The sequence below is a fragment of the Brasilonema sp. UFV-L1 genome, assembly GCF_012912105.1.
Classification (GTDB): Bacteria; Cyanobacteriota; Cyanobacteriia; order Cyanobacteriales; family Nostocaceae; genus Brasilonema.
In genome coordinates, this window is record NZ_QMEA01000051.1 from 1 (window position 1) to 24,916 (window position 24,916).

The following is a 24,916-nucleotide window of genomic DNA, read 5'->3' on the forward strand; positions in this document are numbered from 1 at the left end:
ACCAAAACACTATGATGAAGAAAATGACTTCACACACTCAACATTCTGCTACATCCGCGATTGCTGCATACGGTGATCTACCTTGCCCCGTCGAGGAACTCGCAATTGCAGAGACAACTCTAGGCGAACTAAGGGATGCGGATTTAAGGGCAGTAGTAGGGGGACTTCGGAGTAAGAGGAGGGGCCCTAAATAGCGCCAAAAACACAACGCTCGTTCTGTAACAAACTTGTTTACAAATTCCCGACTGGGCGTGCGTTTCTTAACCTGGCACTACTCCTTTAAGTGTCAACTGACCTGGTGGGAAGAGTGTGCTTACCTTGACTGACGGCTAATTTTGTGACCAGCTAGCAGTTTACTTCCCCAGTAAAACTTGCTGGCTGGTTTTTGTGTTGGTTTATACCGTTTATCAAAGTCTCGGTACTTTCTAGAATCCCACGACTTTAACGAAGTGTAGCCGTGGGAGTGTCAACCAGTTCTAGTTTAGCTGGATGCCATGTATGAGCGTGCATCATTCGTTAATTAACACCAGTTAAAGACCTGAGAAAAGGAAAAACAAAGTTAATTGGCGCTCTTTCTTCTGTGGTGACTCGTACAGAAGCAGTGGTTCCGGAAGAAACTTTCATCTGCGGACCCTTGGAAGAAGACCACTTGTAAGTGCTGAAGGTTGATATGTCCGGCTGCAATTCGGCCCAAACTTGGATTTGAGGTTCTTTAGCTATCAGACTTTGCACAATCTCAGCATTACCGATCGCACTTATTGCACCCTCTTTAGTCACGGGAAAAGCTGAAACATGAGTTACAGTAGCCACAATACCACCAAATTGTTCGCGCTCCACAGTCGAAGGTGTAATTTGTACCTTCATCCCCTTGCAAATCTTTTTACCCTCCCCAACAGAAAAGAAAGTTAGACCAATTAGTTTGGCTCCTGGCTCCTCGGCTTGTATAGTAGCAATGGAGGTTCCTGGGGAGACAATTTGCCCAAAAGATACACTAACTTCTGAAACCCGTCCGTTATGCTGGCTGATGATTTGCCCGTTTTGATTTAATTGCACTTCTAATTGAACAATATTTCGCTTTACTTCTTGGATTTGATTTTTTCGGGTAATTGCAGATTGAAAATCTTGTTCAACAAGACTTTTTTCCTTTGCATCCAGTTCTTGCAACTGAGATTTAAAATTGTTGATTTGACTAATATTTTCACGATAGGATTTCTCTATTTCAACCTGCTTAATCTCAAGTTCTTTGAGTTGAGTATCGATATCAGAGACTTTTTTCACAGCCTCTTGGTATACCTGGTATTGATCCAAAACTATTTTCCGAGAAACTCCTCCCTTCGCGTGTAGTGCTTGGAGTCTCTGATATATTTCTTGTTGAGCGGGAACTATCTTTGCTGCGCTCAAGCGACTTTTCTTTAAGCTTTGCGCTTGCTGTTGCAGGGAACTGAAACTTCTATTTCTAATAATTGGAGTTAAGCTAGTCGCTTGTTGTAGCTTTTGCTGAAGAGTATGACGTTGCTGGGCGATCGCTCTAATTTCCTGTTGATTACGTTGTCCTTGAAGTGAGTTAGCATTCTGATTCTGAGATTCTAGCTCTGCTAGCTTGGCACGCTGCTGCTGTAATTGGCTTTGCAATTCGGTTTGGTCGATAGTTGCTAGCACAATTCCTTTTTTCACAGAGTCACCAACACTAACCTTTATAGCCGCAAGTCGTCCGGAAGCAGGCGATTGCACAGACGCAACCTTGCTAGGATAAACTAACACACCTTGCCCAGCAACCGTTATCGGTATACGACCGACAATACTCCAGATAATTCCTATTACTATTAATGAACCGAGAGCAGTTAAAGGCAGCCAATTCATCGGGTAGATCACTTTCATGACCTGATCGAGCCGTTCGGGAGAAGATGATTTTTCTAAAGCTTTTTTTCGGAAAAGGTTGTTATTTTGTGTAACCATTATGATACCTTTTGATGATTTTACGATATGGCGTTTTTTCCTTTGCTGAAGTAAGAAAGCCAAAATTCAATTTATGATCTGACTCTCAAATGTTCTGGCTCCAGTTTCTTTACTTATAGGGAACACCTAAGTTGATTGATGCAGTTATTAAAATTTCTGATGCTGAGAGGATGTTTTAAAAGTATTGGGCGAATATAATTCGCTACTACACAAGCAAAGTCCACCTCCGTGGACTAACGAAAAATCAAGGTTTTTAACCCGCGCAGGCGGGTTTTGTCTGTGTAGGCGCGACTTCTAGTCGCCAAGGCTAGTAATAAATTAGACTTTATAAACATCCTCTGAAAACAATATGAATGTCTTTGTGTCAGACCTTTTCAAGCATTTTTATTTTTTGGACTTTGGATAAAAAAAGTTGTTCGCGAACATGATTCGCCAAAACGTCCCCCAACATACCGCAGGTTGGTGGCGGTTAATACGATCTGCGCTTCTCCCAAGGCGAGACGCTCGCCGTAGGATGCCCGTTCCCATAGCGTCTCCTTTAGGAGAAGGGCTGTAGGGCGAACGGCGCAGCGCTAGCTCGCCTCTGGGAACCGTTACGCGTTAGACCGATTCGTGCGCTTGCGCTTACGCGATCGCGCTCATTGTTTAGATAATCTAATAATTCGTTTTACATATTTTTTTGGGCAAAAGACTATATAATGATTTCAAGATAAATTACGAAAAATTGACCGATTAAGTGTAGTATAGCTATGCTGGTCTTTAAATACCTAGCAGTCAGATTATTTGACCCCTACGAGTCAACTCAGTTCGTTTCTAAATTGGGCTGTCATTTGAGTCGCGCACTCCCCACACCCGAGTGCAACCCCAAACAGTATGCGAAACAGTATGCGATCTGCGCTCCGCGCAACAGCGAAGCGATCGCCCAAAAAAAACAGTGCGCTCCACGTGATTGCGCTAGCCTCGCGGGCTAAATCAAGAAAGCGCGACAAAGTATCATACTCACCTTTGAGTAGTCTATTTATTATCAAATTCAACCGGATGCTTTGTAATTTTGTATAGTCAGTTTGAGTTTTTGTCCCATACTAGGAACGATTAAATATGACTATAGCGACAACTTTTGTTGAACAAAATACGATTCGCCGTCGGGGTACTGGTTTAAAAGCTTATAACCCGGAAAAAGTTTTTAATGGATACACGCTGTTTACACCATTAACTGGTAATGGAGAAGTTTATTTAATCAACCTGGAAGGCAAGATAGTACATGAATGGAAATTGCTTTATCCTCCCGGTTTATACGGCTATCTCCTACCAAATGGCAATTTATTTTATAATGGAAAAACTCCCGAAAATCCGCCGCGTTTCCCTAAGTGGTCTTTATTTAAAGGTGGTGTCATCTTAGAAGTAGATTTTCGAGGAAAGATTGTTTGGGAATATAAGCATCCAGACCATCATCATGATGCTCGCCGTTTAAGCAATGGCAACACAATTGTACTTGCTATTGAAAAAGTACCCCGCTCTTTAGTTCCTCAAATTAAAGGTGGAGTACCAGGTACAGAGGTAGATGGTCATGATATTTATGCAGATGTTGTTTATGAAGTGACTCCCCAAGGAGAGATTATTTGGACGTGGCACGCTTACGAACATCTGGACCTGGAAACTGATATTATCACTGCTCAAGACGAACGCCACGAGTGGTCACATGGGAACACAGTTGGAGAGTTAGCTGATGGTAATCTTGTCCTGAGTTTCCGCAATATTTCAACAGTGGTGATTGTCGATAGAACAACAGGAGAAATTATTTGGAAATTGGGACATGATGTGCTGGCACAGCAACATTTTCCTAATGAATTACCAAATGGTAACTTACTCATTTTTGATAACGGTGGGCATCGTCAAAATGCAGCTTTGAATTTCTCCCGCGTCATTGAAGTCAGTCGGCAGACAAAAGAAATTGTTTGGCAATACACTGATAACCCTCCACACAATTTCTACAGTGCATATATTTCTGGAGCGCAGCGATTACCAAATGGTAATACTCTGATTACAGAAGGTGCTTATGGACGGATATTTGAAGTGACAAGAGAAGGAGAAATTGTTTGGGAGTATATCAATCCTTATTTTGGAAATCAAAATGCTCCTGGAGAGTCAGCACTTGTCGCACGTGGCGAGCAAAATTCTGTTTTTAGAGCCTTCCGTTATGCACCGGAACAAGTACCTTGGCTCTAGTTGGGCTAGCTCACAATTTATTACCAATTTATTACGAGGAAATCATTGCATGAGTACCATACAACTTTACTTTGCCAAAGGCTCTACCTTCTCCCAACGCACCCGTGTTGTGTTGTTGGAAAAAGGAATTGATTTTACCCCAATTGAAATTGACTTACAGAATAAACCAGATGGGTTTACTCAGATTTCACGCTATGGTAAAGTTCCTGCCATTAAACATGGGGACATCGAGATCTACGAGTCTGCCATCATAAATGAATATCTAGATGAAGTTTTCCCAGAACCACCCCTATTGCCAAGCGATCCAGGAGCAAAGGCGATCGCCCGCATTTGGATAGACTACGCTAACACTCGCTTAGTACCTGCGTTTAACAGACTCCTGCGCGGTAAAGATACCACCGAACAAGAACAGGGGCGACGAGAGTTCACCGAAGCCCTATTGTACATTGAGGAAGAAGGATTAGGGAGACTGTCTGGTAGTGGTTCCTACTGGTTAGGAGATAAGTTTAGCCTAGTCGATATTAGTTTCTATCCCTGGTTTGAACGCTTACCTTTGTTGGAATACTTTCGCAATTTCACGCTACCATCAGAAACACCTCGCTTGCAGACATGGTGGAATACGGTGCGCGATCGCGAGTCAATTCGATTGGTAGCAAATTCGCAGAGCTACTATTTAGAAAGATTTACCAAGATTCTTGGTGAACCCACACCCGTTGGTGCGGCTCAAAAGTAGGACACGCCGATGTGGAGATGGGGAGTGAGGGCTAGCAACGCCGAATAATGACTAACTCTTGACTATTGACCAACTATTCACCAAAATTCAAAATGGTATAACCTATGAGTTTAGATAGCCAAGTTCTAGAAAGACGGATTTCCAAGGATCTGCCATACGTAGAGGCTAACCTCAATTACCTGACCCCAATGGCAGAAAAACCTGTCAACTACACCTACGAACCACCACCAGGCATTCCCCGATACAATGGGACTTATCAGACATACAAGCTCCCAATCCATAATGCTCGTTCCATCTCAAAGAACATCTCCCTAGATCGAGAAGGATTCGCGTTCCTCTCGCATGATAGCAGTGTCCGAGACTTTTACAACGAAGACGAAATACGTAACGTCTACTACCCGGAAGCTGAGCAATTATTAAAAGAGGTGACTGGTGCAACTAAGGTAGTGATATTTGACTACACCCTCCGTAGTTGGCAACGGTTCAAGCAGGGTGAGAATGGGATTAGGGAACCAGTCAAGCGCGTACACAACGACTTCACCGCCAAGTCTGGTTATACTCGCGCCCGTTTGGAGTTAGCGGCGGCTGGCGTAGATGATATCGAAGCACTCTTGCAACATCGGTTTGCAATCATCAACGTCTGGCGGGCAATTAACCAACCAATTCAAGAATCTCCCTTAGCAGTGTGTGACGCCCAAAGTATTGCACCGACAGATCTGGTAGCTAGCGACCTTGTGTACCGCGATCGCATCGGTGAAACCTACGCAATCACTCACAACCCCACCCATCAATGGTTTTACTTTCCGCAAATGCAACCTAATGAGGCGCTACTGATTAAGTGCTTCGACTCTGCTCTTGATGGACGCGCACGTTTTGCAGCCCACACAGCGTTTGAAGATCCGACAAGCCCACCAAACGCTCCTCCACGGGAGAGTATTGAGTTGCGGACGTTTGTTTTTTATCCTGCATAAGTGCTTATTTGGAAGAACGGAAGCACGAGAATTACAATTAGAGTGAGTAGCTCTTATACCATTTTGAATTTTAGATTTTGGATAATCGAATTGTGAAAGAGCTACTGAGCAAGCTTTTGGACATTCCATCTGTCGCAATCATTATTCAAATTGGTATTAAATACTCATCTCGTTACCGGAAAACACAATCCGACGGTGTAATCTATGACTCAGGAGCAATGGAGCGCGGTAGACCGCTACATCACCGATCTGCTTGTACCGCTCGATCCCGTACTAGATGCGGTGCTTCAGTCCAGTGCTACAGCCGGTCTGCCTCCGCACAACGTCTCGCCCAACCAGGGCAAGCTGCTGCTGTTATTGGCGAGGGTTCAGGAGGCGCGCACCATTCTGGAGATTGGCACGCTGGGCGGCTACAGCACGATCTGGCTCACGCGGGCGCTGCCCGCCGATGGCTGCCTGATTACGCTGGAGGCTGACCCAAAGCACGCTGAAGTCGCCCGCACTAACATCGAACGCGCTAAGCTGACCGACGTTGTTGAGCTGCGTCTCGGGCGGGCGCTGGATACGTTGCCTCAACTGGCTGCTGAGGGTCGTGGTCCATTTGACCTGATCTTCATCGACGCCGACAAGCCGAGCAATCCGGATTACTTCGCATGGGCGCTCAAGCTCTCCCGTCGCGGCAGCCTGATCATAGCCGATAATGTTGTGCGCAACGGAGCGGTAATCAACGCCGCCAGCGATGATCCCAGTGTCCAGGGGGTGCGCCGCTTCAACGAACTGCTCGCCTCCTCGCCGCACGTCAGCGCTACGGCGCTCCAAACCGTAGGCAGCAAAGGGTACGATGGCTTTGCGATTGCGCTCGTCACAGCTGACCAGTAGCGCTGTGTCCTTAAGCTCAATTCCCCCATTTGAAGCAATATCTTGGCTGAAAATGCCACTTCATGATTCAAAGCACACGTTTGGTCATAGCAGAAACTCTGAATTGGCTGGTACAAACTAGAAATGAACTCTATACCAGTACTCATTGATTTCAATACATTGGTTTATAGCCGAGTTTGTCATACAAATTGCGTGCTGGAAGATTTGCTTTTACTACCTGTATGTAAGAAAAACAAGCTCCTTTATTAATACCCCACTGAAGCAAACCCTGAATAATTGTGCTGCTGCATAGCCGCGCCGCTGTTGCATTGGACTGGTAATTAGGTCAAAAATGCCTAAAAAACTGCTTTCTAAAACACCTATAGCAATCCTAAATCATTTGTGAAATTCTCTGTTCTCTCTTTTCTTGGTGTTCTATGCCCTGCGGGCACGCTACGCGAAGGCGTCTATGTCCTCTTGTCCACGCTATGCTAAGGCGGTTAATAATTTTCATAAATCAGATAGGACTGCTATATAGCGATCGCTTACTGGAAACAGTAACAGTTTAATCCATTGCCTGTTGCGAAACTATTGCTACCTTAAAAGAACTTGTTTTCACAGGAAGATATATTCCATGAGCAAAATACGTGCTATAGTTGTTGACCCTAACGTGCCAGGACGTTTAGCATTGCGTGAAGTCGCTGCACCGACTCCAGCTCCTGACGAGGCACTGGTCAGGGTAAGTGCTATTTCCCTCAACCGGGGAGAAGTGCGACGTTCTACTACTGCTGATGCAGGTTGGCAGCCTGGTTGGGATTTAACTGGTATAGTAGAAACTCCCGCCGCTGATGGTTCGGGACCTCCTCAAGGAGCGCGAGTGGTAGGCTTGCGCCGTTTTGGTGCTTGGGCGGAACTGGTATCCGTTCCTACCCACTCCTTAGCAGTATTACCTCCTAGTGTATCTTTTGCACAAGCTGCTACACTACCTGTCGCTGGTCTAACTGCCTATCACGCTTTACTCAAAGGTGGTTCACTTTTAGGTCGTTCAGTACTTGTTACAGGTGCATCAGGTGGCGTTGGTAACTTCGCTATCCAGTTAGCACGGCTGAGTGGAGCGCAAGTTGTCGCACACATTCGTCAAGCAGGCTATGAATCTCTGGTGAAAGAAGCAGGAGCGCAATCAGTTGTTATTGGCGAAGACCTTCAAGCCAACGAATACGCACCTTATCATTTAATTGTAGAGTCAGTAGGGGGAAATACCTTGGGAACAGCCCTTGGCTTACTGGCACAAGATGGAGTCATTGTGCTGTTTGGAACGTCAGGAGGGTCTGAAGTAACATTTAATGCGCAGCGTTTTTACGGAACTGGTGGTGCAAGTTTATATGGTCTCATTCTGTTTCATGAATTGAAGCGGGAATCGGCATCTGTGGGCTTGCAACGACTTTTGCGTTTGGTAGAAGCGGGTCAATTGCGTCCTCACATAGATTTGGAAGCATCGTGGACAGAAGTGGCTGACGTAGCACAAAAACTGCTCGACAGACGCTTTCCAGGTAAAGCTGTATTGCACATCAACAATTGAGCGCTAAATAATCAAACCTAGTAGTAAGGCAGTAGCTATGGAACTAGAACTATCGGGTAAAACAGCGATTGTAACAGGAGGTAGTGCTGGCATCGGGTTAGCTACTGCCAAAGCTCTCTACAGAGAAGGTGTGAGTGTGGCGATTGCCGCTCGCAATCCAGAACGACTTGAGCAAGCAGTCAGTGCCATCCAATCATTCTACAGTAGTGGTGGTAAAGTGATACCCATCAGTGCTGACCTTACTCAGGCAGCAGATGTTGATAAGGTTGTCTCAACGGCGCTTGGACAATTTGGTCAAATTGATATCCTAATTAAAACGTTTTTAGGGAGTTGCATCAATGGGATTGCTATTATTCCGTTACATAAAGCCTACCCAAAGCTACCCATAGTTGGACTTTTCTATCCTAGATAACTTGTACCAGCCAAGTTGCTTTGGGTTTCGTTTACTTCCTTGCTTCATTCTGGAGATGTCGGCATCAACCAGTCCACAGGCTATCACTGTCTAACTGACAGCTTTACTCAAATTGACTGCTGCGTTCAAATCGCGGTCAATGACAAAGCCACAATGACCACATTCAAACACTCTCTCACTCAACGCGAGTATTTCTTTTTTGGTTCCACAGTTAGAACAGGTCTTAGAACTAGGAAACCATTTGTCAACCACAACCAATTTTGAACCATAAAGCTCACATTTATAGGTTAACTGTCTGCGGAACTCGAAAAAGCTCATATCAGCTATAGCTTTGGCAAGTTTATGATTAGCCATCATTCCAGACACATTGAGGTCTTCAATCACTATTACACCGTGATTCTTGGCTAGTAGTGTTGTTAACTTATGCAATGTGTCTTTTCGGATATTGGCAATCTTTCTATGCAGTCTAGCAATCTGTAACTGTGCTTTTCTCCAATTAGCTGAACCAATGATTTTATGCCGATTCAACCATTGCATTCTGCTTAGTTTTGCTTCGTAGTTTTTGTAAGACTTTGCACCTAAGATTACAACGCCCGTGCTAAGAGTGGCAAGGTTTTTTACACCTAAATCAACGCCTACAACAGAGTCAAAGGAAGATTCTTGAGTATCCACCTCAAATCGAAAGCTAATAAACCATCTATCGGCTTGGCGAGATATTGTACAAGACTTAATTAATACTTGTGGTAGTCGTTCATAAGTTTTGAGAACACCAATACATGGTACTTGAATCTTGTTATTGCCTAATATTTTGACAGTACCTTCAAGTGTGAAAGAGTCACGTTTACCTTTTTTCTTGAACAATGGTGTACCCGCAGTTTTGTTAAAACAACGTTTCCAAGACTCACGCAAAGCCATTAATGCTTGCTGTGGAGTAGACTTTGAACATTCATAATACCACTCGTTTTCAGACTTTACTAACGCTACTAACCATTTATGCAGGTCAATAGCACTCGGAAACTTAATCTTTGAATCGGGGTTATTTTTGTTATGGTCTAAGATTTGCTTGGTTAAAGCCAGTCCCCAATTCCAAGCATGGCGTGCTACACCGCAATGCTTCATTAATGCTATACGCTGCGCCTTATTCAGTTTCAATTCTGTTTTGAAACCTAATAGCATTGATTCGACCTTTCAATGTTATTCTACTCATATATTATATGAGTATTTATCAGTTGACAATATGGCAAGGAAAAAGATTTACTCGGAAGCAAAACGAAGATTTACAATGACTTTGACAGAAACAGCAATCCAATGGTTAGAGCAAAAACAGAATGAAATGCAAGCAGGCAGCTTAAGTGATGTCATTGAACGTATGGCACGAGAAAAGCTACCCAAAAATGAGTAGTAGTGGGTTGGGTCACAACGATTGAAAAATCTGCCAGCCTCCGGAAAAATCGCCCATGTATAAATACTCATTTTTTTGAAAAAATCTACGTTTGGGCGATTTTTCCGCCCAGATCGTTGGCGCGCTCACCAACCAATTAGTAATGAGGCTGGCAGATTTTTCCGGTTTTAATGAAGCGGTAGCTTTGTCCATAAATTAAGTTACAGTTTCTTACCCTTTATTTTTGCAGGTGTCATTGCTTGGCCTCAAGCTGTTTTGATGGCTGTGGGTGGTTCTTTTGGTGGTTACTTGTGTGCTCACTATGCCCGTAGAGTTGAACCTCACTTAATTCGGAGAGTTGTTATGGTTGTTGCTTTTAGCATGACGATTTACTTTTTTATTTATGGCTAGAACACAAAAAACTAAGCTTGTATCCCTACTATTAAAAAATTTACTAATTCTTCGGCAAACGCATCATCTAACGTCGCATGCTTGAGCAGTAACCGATACCAGATAGGACCATAAATCGTATCAATCACCAATTCCAAATTCAAATCTGGGCGTAGTTCACCTCGTGCAATACCCCGCTCCAAAATTGTGCGCGTCGCTGCTCTACGACATTTAATAAACTGCTCGCGAAACGCCTCAGCTAAAGAAGCATCCATTTGTGCCTCAGCAATCAGTCCTGTAACAGCAGTACCTGTAGTTGTTGTTGTCAGGATTGCAAATAGTTGCTGTAGAATCTGATACAGGTCTTGTTTAACCGAACCTGTATCGGGTGTAGGAATATTCTGCGTAGCTTTTTCGGAGTATGCTTCCATAACGACTGCTGCCTTAGAAGGCCACCAACGATAAATAGTTTGTTTGCCTACTCCTGCACGAGATGCGATCGCCTCAATACAAATATCGCGATAGCCTTTCTCCTCGAGTAACTCAGCAGTTGCTTTGAGAATTGCTTGATGAGAACGCTGATTTCGCCTGCGAATCACAGGTGCTTCAGTAGGAGATGGTTTTTGAGTAGTTTTGTTCTCAAGTAGTTGTGACATAGACAAAAGACTCCAGCTGTGCAATTTTGTATAGACGTTACGATCCGTCTTGTTATAGATTGACAAGACGATACGGTTCGTTATAATTAAAAATAACAAATTTGCTGAAATACTTACAGCAAAAATGCAGGAGTTGAATGATGAAACGTTTAATTGTTGGTAGCTTATCCTTATTGCTTATATCTACTGTTGGTGCATCTGTAGTTCGAGCTGAGTCATCGGCATATAATCCTGCTGTTTCAGGAAAGACTCCCTCTTATGTTGGGATTACACCTTTCAATCTCGTGAATTTGGCTTATCAAGGTCAGTTGCAAGACCAAGGTATTCCTAGTTACCAAGACCTTATATCGGCTTACCAGGCAAAACAAATTAGTGCTGAAGATATTGTTCGCAGCGCCGTTCAGTCAAAAAAACTGCCATCACAACTTCTTTCTGACAAAGCATACCTCAACGCTGTAAAAACTCAGCTAGATAGTTTCAGAACGACTCAAAATTACTAACTCAAAATTACTAGAAGTATATCTAGGGAATCACTTGAGCTTGTGATTGTACGTGTGTGACCAGGCTTTATCGCAGGTGACCAAGTTTCTAGTCGTGAAATGGTACGTATTGCATATGACAAAAGGTTTTTTCATGGTATGCGTTCCTGAGGTAACGACTAAACAATTTTGTTATCAATTGCTTGGTTCCAGTTTGGCTTTTGCTTGATAGTTCCCAGGCTTTGAGAATTTATTACCTTGATCAATAGTGACAGCAGGGGGGACTTATTCCGTACAGGGGTTAGAAACTGCTACTGCACTAGATCTTGTTGAAGATGATGCACTCCTTATTAGTGGTCAGCACAGATTGTACTGTGTACAAACTTTGTCCACCTGGCACTCTAATAAATTGCTAGCAATCAAACTTAAATTATACGGTAAATTGGTCTGTTGATAGTAGATTATGAATAATAATTGCATACATACCAGTGAAAAGCAAGATCACAGTTGCAAAACTTTAACTAATGGGGAGTCTGAGGGGCTATGAGTCTCCCCCCATAACGGTACACCCCAAAGGCGGCGAGATACATAGACCTCTCAAGTAGTCAATTCCTAGTAACTAATTTCCTAGTGGTCTATCACATTAGTTTTGATTGATTTATATACTTCAAAACCATGTACGAACGCTCGGATGCAACGTCTCTACAACCCACTAGAATTAATGCGATAAACCACTAGACAAGCGCGAGAGCGATTCAAATTTGATAGTCTAATGTGTACAGAACTTTCCCACAGCGCTGATTTGCAGGTAAAGCCTCCAACATCTTTTTGGGTAATGGTAGTTTCAGGTTATTCATCAACTCAATAAACTGACTGCGGCTGCGTCCAGCAAACCGGGGATTCCAGCGCTTTTCTTCGCCAATAGTAGACACTGTACGTCCTTGGTAGTCGTGACCAGGATACACTAACGTGTCATCCGGTAGTGTGAATAGTTTTTGCGTGACGACATCATACAGTAATCCGGCGTCACCGTTCTGGAAGTCGGTACGACCACAGCCTCGGATGAATAATGCATCTCCGGTTAACAAGTGAGTCCCATTTACCAGGTAAGCCATGTGAGTGTCGGTATGTCCAGGTGTGGCTATCGCTTGAATCTGTAAATTCCCCAGTAGCAATACCTCACCATCTACAATGTAGCGGTCTGCACTGGTAATCTCAGCATTTTCAGGCATGATACTTAGACAACCTGTAAATGACCTGAGTTGACCAGATCCAGTAATGTGGTCAGCATGAATATGGGTTTCTAGACAGTAGCGTAAAGTCAGTCCTAGTTCTCGTAAGATTTGGAGGTCACGTTCGACTTGTTCCAATACAGGATCTACTAGGATAGCTGTTGATGTGTCTGGATCAGCAATTAGGTATGTGTAGGTACTCGACTCTTTATCAAATAGCTGACGAAATAGCATGGCAGGTTTGTCCAACGTGCTCAACGGATTTCTCATAAACCAATCTCTTTCAATAGCAGCATAGAATCTAAAATTGAGAGATTTCAGTAATTCCTGTGCCAAATTCGCTGCTTGAGAGCGAATTTCAGGAACAGCAGTGGTTTCCCAAAGGTTTCCCTTGCGCGGTGTTCCCAGCGTGTACAGCATTTGGGAAACATTTCCTTCGGCATCAATGAGAGCACCATTTGCAGCAGTATCGATGCCAATGGACAAAGCATTAGGACGAATGAGCCGTTGTTCTTGTAAACTGGCAAGCAATGGATGCTGCAATCTGCGATAGTTACAATCTGAGCCTGTGCAATTTACAATCTGGTTCACCCGTAAAACAATATCTTTGTGTGTTACTCGTTGGCGAATTGTCACATCAACTCCCGAATCAAACTCCTGACAAGTTTGAATCCGACCTGCATAATGGGTAAGTTGACCAGACTCGGTAGCACAATGAAGTACCTCAGCAATTTCTTGAGCGATCCGGTGTCGATGAACTTCCCAGTATGCCTTGACGTGGCGCAAAAACCTTTTCTGTTCCTTCACTGGGAGTGCTTGCCAAAGTTGTTGAGTGACTGGACGGAGTGCATCGATAACCGCCCGCCAATCTGTCTGGTGAACAGCTGCTGCTTTTACTTCTCGACGTACTAGACGCAGTAGTTCTCGCGCAGTTTTTGGCGCAGTCTCTACGTTCAGAAAGGCAGGATAAGGAATTGTGGGTTTGTGAGGTTGCGGCTTCAATCCGTGACGAGAGACGGCATAAATCTTTCCTTGAAAACCTTTTTGGTGCAAAGCAATAACTGCATCAACCATTGTCAACCCAGTTCCCACCAACAAAATGGAATCCTCTGGATTGAGATCGGTAATTGCATCTAACGTAGACCAAGCATCTCTCACACAGGGATGATTTTTCCCTAAAGCAGCAATTGGTTCTGGTAGAGATGCCGGGAAATTCCCTAGAGCGAGTACAGCTTTTTGCACATACAAACGCTGACCACCACGCAGGTATACTGTTGTGCTGTGGCTTGTCGTTTCAATGGCGACTGCCTCATCTACAATCCTCTCCAACCGCACATAAGCCAGAGCATTTGCTTCTGCTTCCTTCAGAACCGCCTGAATATAATCCCCATAAATCTTACGCGCCACAAAGGTAGATGCACTCACAGACTCATGTCCATTGCTATGAAGCCAGTTTAAGAAATGATCCGGTTCATCAGCAAACGCACTCATTTTAAGAGCTGGCACGTTCAGCAAATGACAATCCACTGGCGTACTGTATGCAACTCCTCTACCTATTGCAGAATGATGTTCAATCAACTTAATCGTAAGTGGTATTGTTGCATTTTGCAGAAGATTTGCTGCAACAAGAGAACCACTAAAGCCGCCTCCAATAATTGCAATTTCACAAGGATAAACAGTTAAATTTAGAATACTGTTATACATAATCAAGTCTGAAATAAACTTGTTGCTACATATTTACTTACAAATTTATCTCAAGTTATTTCTGATGTGCATCTATTTTGATTAATGAAATGTATAAATTAATTTTAAACCGCACTTAGACACATGACAAACCGGGAATTTCACTTGAGTTTTAAATTCTCTAAATTGAGCGGGTTAACATTTGGAATTAACACTAACTAAAACCCAGGTTAGATAAATATTTTGAGTTTCTTCGTATCTCTTTTCCCGACTAAATCGATACAATTGTAGTTGTTTGCAAAACAACCCTGATTGACTGTTTTAGAACGTAAATTTTACCGATGGAATTGTCATTTTTTCCTGACAAAGCCAGCAATCTTTTGACCTAGGATTTCATTGAGCAAAAATACTTAAAGATGAGGACAAATGATTCAAGGAATTAGCCATATTACATTCATTGTGAGAGACTTGGAGAAAATGACGAAATTCCTCATATACATATTTGATGCCAAGGAAATTTATTCTAGCGGTGAGGAAACTTTCTCTATCTCAAAAGAAAAATTTTTTCTGATTAATGATTTATGGGTTGCTATTATGGAAGGTGAGCCTTTATCAGAAAAAACCTATAACCACGTGGCTTTTAAGATAGCCGAACAAGACTACGAACTCTATGCCGAAAAACTTAGAAATCTGGGAGTGAATATAAAAGAAGCTCGAAGCCGTGTGGAAGGTGAAGGACGCTCTTTATATTTTTACGACTACGACGGGTACAGCTACAGTTTTAATCCGATTAATAGAGATTTAATGCGATTAACTACGATTTAACGTTACCTAGTGATTAGACCGGAGGCGATCCTGGTCATGCCCCGGCACGTTGTACCTATGAAAAGTTGGGTTTCAGGCTGTTAGCGATCGCCAGGTACTTCAAGAAGTTGTAGGTGCTCTGGGTTTGAAAACGATCAGATCGAGCGTCACGTCCGTATCAAGTAAAAGTTGCATTTAATGCAGTTGCGATTTGCACAAAAACCTCACCAGCACCAGAAGTGGAATTGGTTACTGCAATAGGGTGTCCTGTATCACCACCGCTACAGATACGGGGATCTATGGGAATCTGTCCCAGTAAAGGTGCTTGCAATTCTGCTGCAAGTTTTTCACCACCACCACTACCAAAAATTGGTGTGCGTGAGCCACAATCACTACAGATTAAATAACTCATATTTTCCACAATTCCGAGGACAGGAACACCCACTTGACGAAACATATGTATGTTACGGCGCACATCGGAAATAGCAACCAGTTGAGGAGTCGTCACCAAAATCACCCCACATATTGGGCTTTCTTGCACAATTGTAATTTGGGCATCTCCTGTTCCTGGTGGTAAATCAATTAATAAATAATCCAATTCGCCCCATTCCACATCTTGCAGAAATTGAGTGATAATCTTGTGTAATACTGGTCCTCGCCATGCTAAAGGACGATTTGGTTCTGCGAGTAAACCCACTGACATGAGTTTAATTCCCTGGATTTCTAGGGGTAAAAACTTCTCACCTGCGGGAGTATGAATAACTTGAATATCAGCTTGTCCTATACCTAACATTTGCGGTATATTCGGACCATAGACATCAGCATCTAGTAACCCAACTTTTGCACCTTGTAATTTTAAAGCTGCCGCTATATTCACGGCTGTAGTGGATTTGCCGACACCACCTTTGCCACTGGAAACAGCTAGAGTGATTTTGACACCGGGAATTGTGCAGAGTTGAATGTAAGTTTTTTTGCACCAAGATAGGGATGATAATACAGATTGAATTTCTTTGTGTAATTGATGTTGATGGGAACCGATGTAGAAGCGTAGATAAATGTAGTCATCAACTATACGTAGATTTCGCACCATTCCCAAACTTACGATGTCATTTTTGAGAGTGGGTTCGATGACTTGTTTGAGGAGTTGGATGACTTCTTGCTGACGGGAATCGGGATTTGGTTGCATCTTCTTTTCTATCAGTTACCAGTTACCAGTTACCAGTTACCAGTTATCAGTTATCAGTTATCAGGTGCTTACTGTTCAATTGATGTATGCGGCATAATTCTTTTTAGATGAGCGTAACACCACGCACAACGAGGAGGATAATAACATGAAAGTCTCACCAGTTGTGAATGAAGAGTTTTCACTCTTTGCGATCATTGATATTAGTGCCTTGGTTTCTGGAACTGATGAGCGCTATATGGTAGCCTCTCAAATTGGGGAAGCGTGTCGCGAGTGCGGGTTTTTCTATATAGTTGGACATGGTGTAGATGAAAATTTACAGCAACGGTTAGAAGAACTCAGAACGAGAAATCGAATGAAATTACAGCAGTTTCCGAATGTACTACATTTTCATGCTTGGTGGTGTACGTATTTCATGACGACTACTCTGAAAATAAGGCAGACAGCAGAAGGAATAAGGATTTTCATCCTTAGTAGTGCTGAACTGAAAGTTCATGGACCACTAAACTCCAAACTATTAATCCAGAAATTTATGCCAATTTGCTGGCTAAATATCAACCTAAGGTAATTAAAACTGATGAAGAAAACGAACAAGCAATTGCCTTGGCGGAAGAATTGGCACATCGTCTTGATAAAACAGCGGAAGAATCAGCTTTACTTGAGCTTTTAATTGCTTTAATCGAAAAATATGAAAATGAGACATACCCAATGGGGAAATCAAGTTCTCATTCAATGCTTCTACATTTAATGGAAGCACGTGGTATTGAGGAAGCTGACTTAGTTGAAATTCTTAGTTCGAGTGGGATTACTTCTGAAGTGATTCAAGGTACAGAAGTAATCAGTGAAGCACAAGCTCAAACCCTAGCTAATTTTTTCAAGGTTGACCCTGGATTATTTTTTTGAATTTGTAAGCATTTTTAAGAACTTATTTAGAGCGAAGCCACTACATCACTTCTGAATTTTCTGAACCGCCCGTTGAGCTTGAATACTAACTTCTCGATCAGGATCATCTAACGCTTGCTGAAGTGCATTTATAGCATCAGGATGACCCAAATGACCAAGAGCGATCGCAACTTCTTTTCGTACATCTGCAGATTCATCTGTTAATGCTTGAATTAACACTGGCAGAACTTTTATATGTGGTATTTTTTGTAAAGTCTGTGCTGCTGATTTCCGCACTTGCCAATGTTCATCACCTAAAGCGATTTCTAATGCTGAAATTGCTTGGTCATTTTCATGAATAGCAAGAGATTTTGCTGCATTGCGACGGACTTGCCAATCGCTGTCACTTGTGAGTGCTTGACTAAGTATTAAAATAACTTCTGTGTCTTGTAAATACCCTAAAGTTAAAGCAGTAGCACGGCGTACAGTCGGATTAGAATCAGATATTAACGCTAAAGCTTGGGGACATTTTTCAACTTGATTGAGATAGCGGAGTGTTGTGATCGCGGCTTCTCTTAAATGCGCATTTTCTGAATTGAAAAATTCTATAATATATGGTAATGACTGAATATCATGAATTTTGCGAAGAAGAATTAGGAGATTCAATTGTAAGTAGATATTGTTGTGACTGAGATGATTTAGCAATAATGATAAATGTGTAGGTGAAACTAAGTCATTTAAAGCTGATAATGCTTCAGTGCGAATTTCTGCATCGGGTGAACTAAGGCATTTTAATAAAGCTGGTACAGCAACAGGATTCGCAATTTCCCAAAGAGCAGAGATGGCTATTTTTTGAACATTCAAGTTTTCATCTTGTAGAGCATAAATTAGGGGTTCTATTGCCTCTTCCTCGCCAAGATGTTGTAAAGATTTGACAGCAACTAAGCGGTCATCAACTTCTGGCGATCGCAGCATTTCGATCCAATAATTGGGGTTATTATGAGTGTCATTATACATTTTTTAAAAACCGCACCAGATGCAGAGAGCGCAGAGTAATAACTTTTTACAAACAAATTAGCGCAATAAGAATGGAATCTGTACAGTAATAGCATTTGTTGGACATTCTTTTTCGCAAGGCAGACAGAACCAACACTCGTCATATTTCATGTAGGCTTTGCCTGTCTCTGGGTTTTTTGCGAGGACATCAAGCGGACAAACTTCAATACAAGCTGTGCATTTTTCTAAACATTTTGATTCATCGACGATAACAGGGACATCAACTCTTTGATTTATTAAAGCCATAGTATCTAACTCTCTTTTTATATCTCGTCTTTTAGTTATCAAGCGTAGCACGAATAAAACGATAACCTACGTCAATTTGTGTTAATTTTTCAATTTCACCATACTTTGCACCCCATTCTCCACTACTTAAATCTGCTGCGAGTAATTTCACTCCTTGCTTGACTAAATTCGGTTCTGCCAAAGCGAAAGATGATATTCCAGCACGTACTTCTTGTTGAAGATACAACTTAGGACGCTTCCAAGCTGCAGCTGCAAATAAATCAGACAAATCATGGGGCAACAAAAAAGGTATAATTTCAACATGTCTTTTGGTATTAGCTTGAATTAGGTTAGCAAGTTCGTTAAGTGGTAAAAATCGTGAGGCATCTTGCCACAAAAATGGAAAGTAATCATAAAGCCATATCTTCTGTGCTAATCTGATATCAAATGTCAGCAAAACTATTGCTCCGTTTCTGACGACTCTATGCATTTCTTGAAAGGATTTTTCTAAGTTAGAAAAATGATGAATGGTCAGGATACTTATGACTGCATCAACCGAATTATCTGCTAAAGGTAAATCTTCTGCATAGCCAGTGAACCACTTCACTTGTGGATGCTCTACTGCTTGTTTTTGCATGACTGGAGAAGGTTCGATAGCATTAACAGAAAATCCTTGGTTAGCAAGCGCTAGACTGTAACTACCAGTCCCCGCTCCAATATCAGCGATAGTGCTACCTTTGGGTAAATTAAGTTGGTCAATTAATGTATTAACAATGCGAGCGTCAGGGACACGGGTTTTGGAGTATTGTTGACCAATTGAATTGTAAATAGGCATTGGTATAATGTTGAGATTTAGATGACTTAACTCTTGAAGCAATCTCTTAATAAAAGCAGACTTTTAGTAGTATTGTAGGGTGGGCAGTGCTTACCGTATTTTGCTGACTACATCGGAGTTTTGCGTTCGCACTGCCCACCTTACGTGTTGGTTTTTAGTAATCAAGTTGAATATTTAGAATTCAAATCTACATAACCTTCTGAAAGGTCACAACCCCATACAGTTGCAGAAGCTTCACCAATGTTGAGACTAACGTGAATACTTACTTTATCTTTTGACATAATTTTCCGTATATCTTCAAAAGTTTCATCATTTGAACCACTAGGATAAACGTGAATCTCACCAAATTTAATGACAACAAGTTCTGGATTGATTTCTTTATCATTTTCACATTTCCCTATTGCCATAACTACTCTTCCCCAGTTGGGATCTGCTCCATGCACGGCAGTTTTCACCAATGGTGAATTAACAATTGCTTTAGCAACTCTTTTGGCTTGTGCATAGTTAGTATCTGTAGTATCTCGTATACCTATATTGGTAATGAAAGTACTAAATCCTTGAGGAATGAAAGAAGTTGGTAATTGCATATTCTTTTAGAAAATCAATTCTTTACAAAAAGTCAATGACTGTTTTATATTGGTATAACCAATTTTTTCATAAAAACGATGAGCCTCTTTGCGTTTAATATTAGAGCGTATGAGGATTCCCTGACAGCCAACAAGAGAAGCCCATTGCTCAATATGTTGCATAAAAAGTCGCCCAATCCCACTGTGGCGATAATCCTCATCTACAACTAACCCGAAGAGAACCGCCTGTTTTGGATTTACTATCAAGTCACAAGCGTGAGCATGTCCCCAGCCAATAACATAATCATTTGGTAGAGTTGCAACATAGACAACATGAGCCTCATTTTGTTCGATATGAGCGAGGCGTTCTTGTATCTGTTGCTGCGTGGCAGAATACCCAAGTTGCTCGCAAAGAATAGCAATCCGCTCTGCATCTTTGCTCTTAGCTAGTCTCACTTTAGTTTGAGGATGAGCAGGTAATGTAAATGTCATGCAACTCAAGATGATTGAATTTTCTCAAACAATGATTGATCATCTATGTTTTAAAAATTTGTAGTATCAACTTCAAAGATTTGACTTTGTATATTTAACATTTCGTATTCACCCTTTAATCAAGACTGTTTTACCTCCTACTTTGCTGAAAAAGCCTACCATCAATGGCTGTAAGTCCTATCAAGATAAATGCCATACCTGCAAAAGCAGTCCAATCTAATCTTTCACCCAGGATAAATACACCCAGTAGGAGTGCACTGACGGGAATCAAGAAAGCAACCAGTGAGAGGTTGGTTGCACCTGCGACAGAAAGTATACGGAAATAAATTAAGTAGGCGATCGCGGTATTACACAGCCCTAATATTAATAAAGCCCCCCAAGTGATAGTACTCGGTTTTAAAGTCCAAGGTTGTTCTAAGATAAGTGCTAGCGGCAGTATCATTACTGTTGTACTAGCAAGTATTCCTGCTGAAACAACAACGGGTGACAACTCCTGGAAACGTCGCCCGTAGATCCCAGCACAGCTATAAGAAAAAGCAGCACCAATAATCGCAAACAGTCCAAGACTTCGTAATTTTATTCCATGCAGGACTTCTGGTCCAACCAACACAACTACACCACATAAGCCAATTATCACTCCGAACAAGCGATTAATTGTCAAACGTTCATCATGGGTGAGCAAATGTGCAAGCACCACTGTAAACAATGGGGTTGTGGCATTGAGAATAGCGGCAAGGCTGCTATCGATCTGCGTCTGCCCCCACACGATAAGACTAAACGGAATAAGATTGTTGAGAGCACCCATCGCTAAAAACGCTCTCCACATTCGAGGTGAAGCTGGTATTTGCTGTCCGCTGAGGTAGACGAAGGAAATAAGGGCGATAAGCCGGAGGCTTGACGCTACGCGTACGCCGCAAAGCTAACACGACCTAACACCACTGTAAACGGCTGGAGATCCCTTAGAACAATCTTGGTGAAAAAGAAAGAACCACCCCACAACAAAGATAGAATCAACAGAAGTATCCATTCTTTCGCCCTCATTCTTGGATTCTTCATAGGTAAGGTTGCCCAAATCAAATTCAGCGAACCGTCACATTATAAACTTCTTTTGCGACATCAACCTCCACTACATAAGGTTCGACAGGACGCTTAAACAACACCATTTCCCCTGATTCATCTTTCTTTAAATTGACATGACAAAACCACTCATCATCGTTCTTTTCGGAATAATCTAATCGATAATGATAAAGACCCCAACGACTTTCTCGACGATATAATGATGCTCTGGCTGCCATTTCTGCACAGTCGCGAATAAAATGAACTTCCATACAGCGCATCAATTCATGGGGATCGCGAGCACCCATGAAATCTAATGTTTCTTGATAGTGGACAAAATTTCTCAAACCAATTTCTATTTTGTTCCCTACTTTGGGTGGTTGTAGATAATCATTAACTAAGCGCCGTAATTTATATTCCACCTGGGTGTGAGGAATACCATTTGATCGAGTTAAAGGCGCATAAATTCTTGATTTTTCAGATTCTAAAAAATCTTTCTCTGGCTCGATGTGATCTAAGTTCTGAATATACTCAATGGCATGAGTTCCTGCTAGACGACCGAAAACAAATGCTCCAATCATATAATTATGAGGAACGCTTGCCATGTCTCCAGCAGCATACAAACCTGGGATAGTTGTTTGGGCTTTTTCATTCACCCAAACACCAGAAGCACTATGACCACTACACAAGCCAATTTCTGATATGTTCATTTCAACGCCGTGGGTGCGATAGTCTTCGCCTCTACCTTGATGAAAGCGTTCTCTACTTGGTCGTTCATTCGACCAAAGTATGGATTCAATTTCTGAAATTGTATCTTCGTCAAGATGGGTCATTTTGAGTTGAACTGGTCCTTTGCCAGAGTTTAATTCTTTCCAGATTTCTAGCATCATTTGACCACTCCAGTAATCGCAACTGATGAAGCGATTTCCTTCAGCGTTAGCAGTATGAGCACCGAAAGGTCCAGCAACATAGGCGCAAGCTGGACCGTTATAATCTTTAATTAAAGGATTGATTTGAAAGCACTCAATGTTGCTGAGTTCTGCTCCAGCATGATAAGCCATTGAGTAGCCATCCCCGGCATTAGTAGGATTTTCATAAGTGCCGTAGAGATAACCAGAAGCAGGTAATCCTAAACGTCCACATGCTCCTGTACATAGAATGACTGCTTTAGCTTGAATGATAATAAAATCACCGTTTCTCACATCAAATCCCACAGCACCAATAGCACGTTTTTCTCCTACTAAAACGCGGGTTGCCATGACGCGATTGGTGACTTTGACTTTGTGGCGTTTGACTTGTCGAGTCAGAATTGGCTTGAGGTCTTTTCCTTCTGGCATGGGCAGAACATATTTCCCAACACGATGCACTTGTTTTAAGTCGTAGTTACCTTGAGCATCTTTTTGAAATTTCACACCCCAGCTTTCTAATTCTTGGATGACTTCGTAGCCTAATTTGCCCGTTTGATAAACGGCTTTTTGATTGAGAATACCATCGTTGGCAAGGGTGACTTCACGAACGTATTTTTCTGCAGTGGAATGACCGGGAATGACAGCAGTATTTACGCCATCCATACCCATTGCGATCGCCCCACTGCGACGAATGTTAGCCTTTTCTAAAATCAGCACCTCAGCATCAGGATTTGCTTGCTTGGCTTTAATAGCAGCCATTGTTCCTGCTGTCCCGCCACCAATAACCAGCACATCGGTTTTTATCCACTGGGTAGTTGTATTCGTCACCATAGCGTCTGAAAGTCCCAATACAAAACAGTATTAAATTAGAAACAATTTTTCATCCTTTATTCTTCAACTTTTACTTATTGCCCTTTCCAAACGATTTCCTTCACTTGAATTTGCTTGGGAAGCAGCTTAATTTTTTGGAAGGTATCAGCAACCTCTTGTTGTTTAGCAATGACTTCCTCTGTCAAAGGCAAAACACCATACTCTCGCCGTTTTTCTGCTAGTTCCAGTACCGCCGCTTTAATACCTAATTGTGGTTCTAAAAACTTCGCAACTTCTGCTGGATTACTTGCTGCCCATTTGTCTACTTTAGTGACTTCATCCAAAATTGTTTTCAAAACATCAGGATGTTCTTCCACAAATGATTTGCGAGCAAGGTAATAACCCCGATTTGGTGCTAAATTTGTTGCATCTGTTATGGTTCTTGCCCCTGTTGCTTCTTGGGCTGCTGCTAGATAAGGATCCCAAATTGCCCAGGCATCAACGTTACGACTTTCAAAGGCAGCACGAGCATCTGCTGGTGTGAGAAAAACTGGCTTAATATCACTGTACTTTAATCCGGCAGATTCTAAGGCTTTGACAACGAGATAGTTAGTATTTGAACCTTTGGCAAAGGCAACTTTTCTGCCTTTAAGTTCAGCGACAGTTTTTATTGGTGAATTTTTCTGTACGATAATCGCTTCTGCCTTTGGTCCCCAAGGATCGTAGGCGACGTAAACTAAAGGATTACCTGCCGCTTGGGCAAAGATCGGTGGTGATTCACCTGTGTAACCAAAGTCAACACTACCCGCGTTCATGGCTTCCAGCATGGGTGGACCTGCGGGGAATTCAGTCCATTTTACAGTTCCACCAGAAGGTGCTAAAGCTTGCTCTAGGCTGCTTTTGCTCTTTAGGGCATTGAGGATAGTTGCCGCCTTTTGAAAGCCAATATTAACTGTAATACTGCCAGTCACATTTTGATTGCTAGTAGGTGAGGTGACTGCTTCTGGTTTAGTGGCGTTGGAAGAACAGGCAGACACGACTAGGCTTAAGCCCAGCCCCAAGGCAAATAGCAGAGAAAGGGAACGGGTTCTCCGTTGCCGGAAATTTGAGTATAAAACTTGTCCAATACTCAAAACCCTAGTTTTTAAGAATTTCATCAACATAGATGCATATAATCAAGTATTTCTGGAATAGTCTTACTGCTGAGCGCACTATGTTTTTAAGTATTTACACTGCTATGCCATAGAAAATAGTGTTTTTTTACTTAAAAAGCGAAAAAGAAAAACTTGTACTCAAATTTAATTTTCCAATTGAGATTTAAAGATTGTTCTATATCTTAACTCTAGTTCACCATAAATACTATTTGTTTATCTGTTTACCGTATTTAACACTTGTATCGGTTGATAATGACATAGATTGCTGGAATAGGCAAGCCAAATATACGGTGATTTTGTAACAATCGTTTACTTGCTTTTGACGGTTGTTTGTGAGATATTGTTGATTTAACAGCTAAAATATACGGTTATTTAATAGATTTACAGTA

At 42.1% G+C, this 24,916-nt stretch carries 23 protein-coding genes and 1 pseudogene; 10 read left to right on the top strand and 14 right to left on the bottom strand.

The window, feature by feature from the left end; genetic code table 11:
• Positions 1-516: 516 nt before the first annotated feature.
• The gene (locus DP117_RS16075) at positions 517-1,956 is read right to left on the bottom strand and encodes an NHLP bacteriocin system secretion protein (protein ID WP_169219302.1); all 1,440 of its coding nucleotides are present in this window, start codon (positions 1,954-1,956) and stop codon (positions 517-519) included.
• Between the two features lie 1,098 nt (positions 1,957-3,054).
• Here DP117_RS16075 and DP117_RS16080 point away from each other — a divergent pair.
• From DP117_RS16080 to DP117_RS16105, 6 genes are all read left to right on the top strand, one after another.
• Positions 3,055-4,182 (top strand): aryl-sulfate sulfotransferase, encoded by a 1,128-nt coding sequence (locus DP117_RS16080; RefSeq protein WP_211176146.1) that lies wholly within the window; start codon positions 3,055-3,057, stop codon positions 4,180-4,182.
• 49 nt (positions 4,183-4,231) lie between these two features.
• Positions 4,232-4,915, top strand: coding sequence for a glutathione S-transferase family protein (locus DP117_RS16085; RefSeq protein ID WP_169219303.1), 684 nt, complete (start codon positions 4,232-4,234; stop codon positions 4,913-4,915).
• A 104-nt stretch (positions 4,916-5,019) separates the two neighbouring features.
• Complete coding sequence (locus DP117_RS16090; protein WP_169219304.1) at positions 5,020-5,886, top strand: CmcJ/NvfI family oxidoreductase; 867 nt, start codon at positions 5,020-5,022, stop codon at positions 5,884-5,886.
• 204 nt (positions 5,887-6,090) lie between these two features.
• The gene (locus DP117_RS16095) at positions 6,091-6,765 is read left to right on the top strand and encodes an O-methyltransferase (RefSeq protein ID WP_169219305.1); all 675 of its coding nucleotides are present in this window, start codon (positions 6,091-6,093) and stop codon (positions 6,763-6,765) included.
• A 613-nt stretch (positions 6,766-7,378) separates the two neighbouring features.
• Entirely contained in the window at positions 7,379-8,323 is a 945-nt protein-coding gene (locus DP117_RS16100) for a zinc-binding dehydrogenase (RefSeq protein WP_169219306.1), read from the top strand.
• Positions 8,324-8,360: 37 nt separating this feature from the next.
• Positions 8,361-8,735, top strand: coding sequence for an SDR family NAD(P)-dependent oxidoreductase (locus DP117_RS16105; RefSeq protein ID WP_169219307.1), 375 nt, complete (start codon positions 8,361-8,363; stop codon positions 8,733-8,735).
• A gap of 90 nt (positions 8,736-8,825) precedes the next feature.
• Here DP117_RS16105 and DP117_RS16110 read toward each other — a convergent pair whose 3' ends face one another.
• From DP117_RS16110 to DP117_RS16120, 3 genes are all read right to left on the bottom strand, one after another.
• Positions 8,826-9,911, bottom strand: coding sequence for an RNA-guided endonuclease TnpB family protein (locus DP117_RS16110; RefSeq protein ID WP_169219308.1), 1,086 nt, complete (start codon positions 9,909-9,911; stop codon positions 8,826-8,828).
• Between the two features lie 238 nt (positions 9,912-10,149).
• On the bottom strand, positions 10,150-10,329 hold the full coding sequence (locus tag DP117_RS16115) for a hypothetical protein (protein ID WP_169219309.1): 180 nt from the start codon (positions 10,327-10,329) through the stop codon (positions 10,150-10,152).
• 209 nt (positions 10,330-10,538) lie between these two features.
• Entirely contained in the window at positions 10,539-11,162 is a 624-nt protein-coding gene (locus DP117_RS16120; protein WP_169219310.1) for a TetR/AcrR family transcriptional regulator, read from the bottom strand.
• Between the two features lie 137 nt (positions 11,163-11,299).
• On the opposite strand from DP117_RS16120, the gene DP117_RS16125 reads away from it, so the two are divergent.
• Positions 11,300-11,662 (top strand): hypothetical protein, encoded by a 363-nt coding sequence (locus DP117_RS16125; RefSeq protein WP_169219311.1) that lies wholly within the window; start codon positions 11,300-11,302, stop codon positions 11,660-11,662.
• 734 nt (positions 11,663-12,396) lie between these two features.
• On the opposite strand, the gene DP117_RS16130 is transcribed toward DP117_RS16125, so the two are convergent.
• Positions 12,397-14,577 carry an FAD/NAD(P)-binding protein gene (locus DP117_RS16130; protein ID WP_169219312.1) on the bottom strand — a complete coding sequence of 727 codons (2,181 nt, stop codon included), beginning with the start codon at positions 14,575-14,577 and terminating at the stop codon, positions 12,397-12,399.
• A 405-nt stretch (positions 14,578-14,982) separates the two neighbouring features.
• Between DP117_RS16130 and fosX the strand changes: the two genes are divergently transcribed.
• Positions 14,983-15,381, top strand: coding sequence for a FosX/FosE/FosI family fosfomycin resistance hydrolase (gene fosX / locus DP117_RS16135; RefSeq protein ID WP_169219313.1), 399 nt, complete (start codon positions 14,983-14,985; stop codon positions 15,379-15,381).
• 157 nt (positions 15,382-15,538) lie between these two features.
• Here fosX and DP117_RS16145 read toward each other — a convergent pair whose 3' ends face one another.
• Positions 15,539-16,546, bottom strand: a complete 1,008-nt coding sequence (locus DP117_RS16145; protein ID WP_169219314.1) for an Mrp/NBP35 family ATP-binding protein — start codon at positions 16,544-16,546, stop codon at positions 15,539-15,541.
• Positions 16,547-16,691: 145 nt separating this feature from the next.
• Between DP117_RS16145 and DP117_RS16150 the strand changes: the two genes are divergently transcribed.
• Positions 16,692-17,111 (top strand): 2-oxoglutarate and iron-dependent oxygenase domain-containing protein, encoded by a 420-nt coding sequence (locus DP117_RS16150; protein ID WP_169219315.1) that lies wholly within the window; start codon positions 16,692-16,694, stop codon positions 17,109-17,111.
• Complete coding sequence (locus DP117_RS16155; protein ID WP_211176147.1) at positions 17,084-17,446, top strand: transcriptional regulator; 363 nt, start codon at positions 17,084-17,086, stop codon at positions 17,444-17,446. Before DP117_RS16150 ends, DP117_RS16155 begins: the two co-directional genes overlap by 28 nt.
• 45 nt (positions 17,447-17,491) lie before the next feature.
• Here the strand turns inward: DP117_RS16155 and DP117_RS16160 are convergent, their stop codons facing one another.
• The 8 genes and pseudogenes from DP117_RS16160 to DP117_RS16195 form a co-directional block, all read right to left on the bottom strand.
• Complete coding sequence (locus tag DP117_RS16160) at positions 17,492-18,442, bottom strand: HEAT repeat domain-containing protein (RefSeq protein WP_169219316.1); 951 nt, start codon at positions 18,440-18,442, stop codon at positions 17,492-17,494.
• Positions 18,443-18,499: 57 nt separating this feature from the next.
• Positions 18,500-18,727, bottom strand: coding sequence for a ferredoxin family protein (locus tag DP117_RS16165; RefSeq protein WP_053455107.1), 228 nt, complete (start codon positions 18,725-18,727; stop codon positions 18,500-18,502).
• A gap of 31 nt (positions 18,728-18,758) precedes the next feature.
• Entirely contained in the window at positions 18,759-19,541 is a 783-nt protein-coding gene (locus tag DP117_RS16170; protein WP_169219317.1) for a class I SAM-dependent methyltransferase, read from the bottom strand.
• Positions 19,542-19,702: 161 nt separating this feature from the next.
• Positions 19,703-20,047 (bottom strand): annotated as a pseudogene (locus DP117_RS16175) (bifunctional ornithine acetyltransferase/N-acetylglutamate synthase); the annotation flags it as partial.
• An 87-nt stretch (positions 20,048-20,134) separates the two neighbouring features.
• On the bottom strand, positions 20,135-20,599 hold the full coding sequence (locus DP117_RS16180) for a GNAT family N-acetyltransferase (RefSeq protein ID WP_169219319.1): 465 nt from the start codon (positions 20,597-20,599) through the stop codon (positions 20,135-20,137).
• A 130-nt stretch (positions 20,600-20,729) separates the two neighbouring features.
• A complete protein-coding gene (locus tag DP117_RS16185; RefSeq protein WP_248277683.1) occupies positions 20,730-21,425 on the bottom strand; it encodes a DMT family transporter in 696 nt (231 codons plus the stop codon).
• Between the two features lie 253 nt (positions 21,426-21,678).
• A complete protein-coding gene (locus DP117_RS16190) occupies positions 21,679-23,394 on the bottom strand; it encodes a fumarate reductase/succinate dehydrogenase flavoprotein subunit (RefSeq protein ID WP_169219320.1) in 1,716 nt (571 codons plus the stop codon).
• Positions 23,395-23,468: 74 nt separating this feature from the next.
• Positions 23,469-24,410 carry a sulfonate ABC transporter substrate-binding protein gene (locus tag DP117_RS16195; RefSeq protein WP_348983002.1) on the bottom strand — a complete coding sequence of 314 codons (942 nt, stop codon included), beginning with the start codon at positions 24,408-24,410 and terminating at the stop codon, positions 23,469-23,471.
• Positions 24,411-24,916 lie beyond the last annotated feature (506 nt).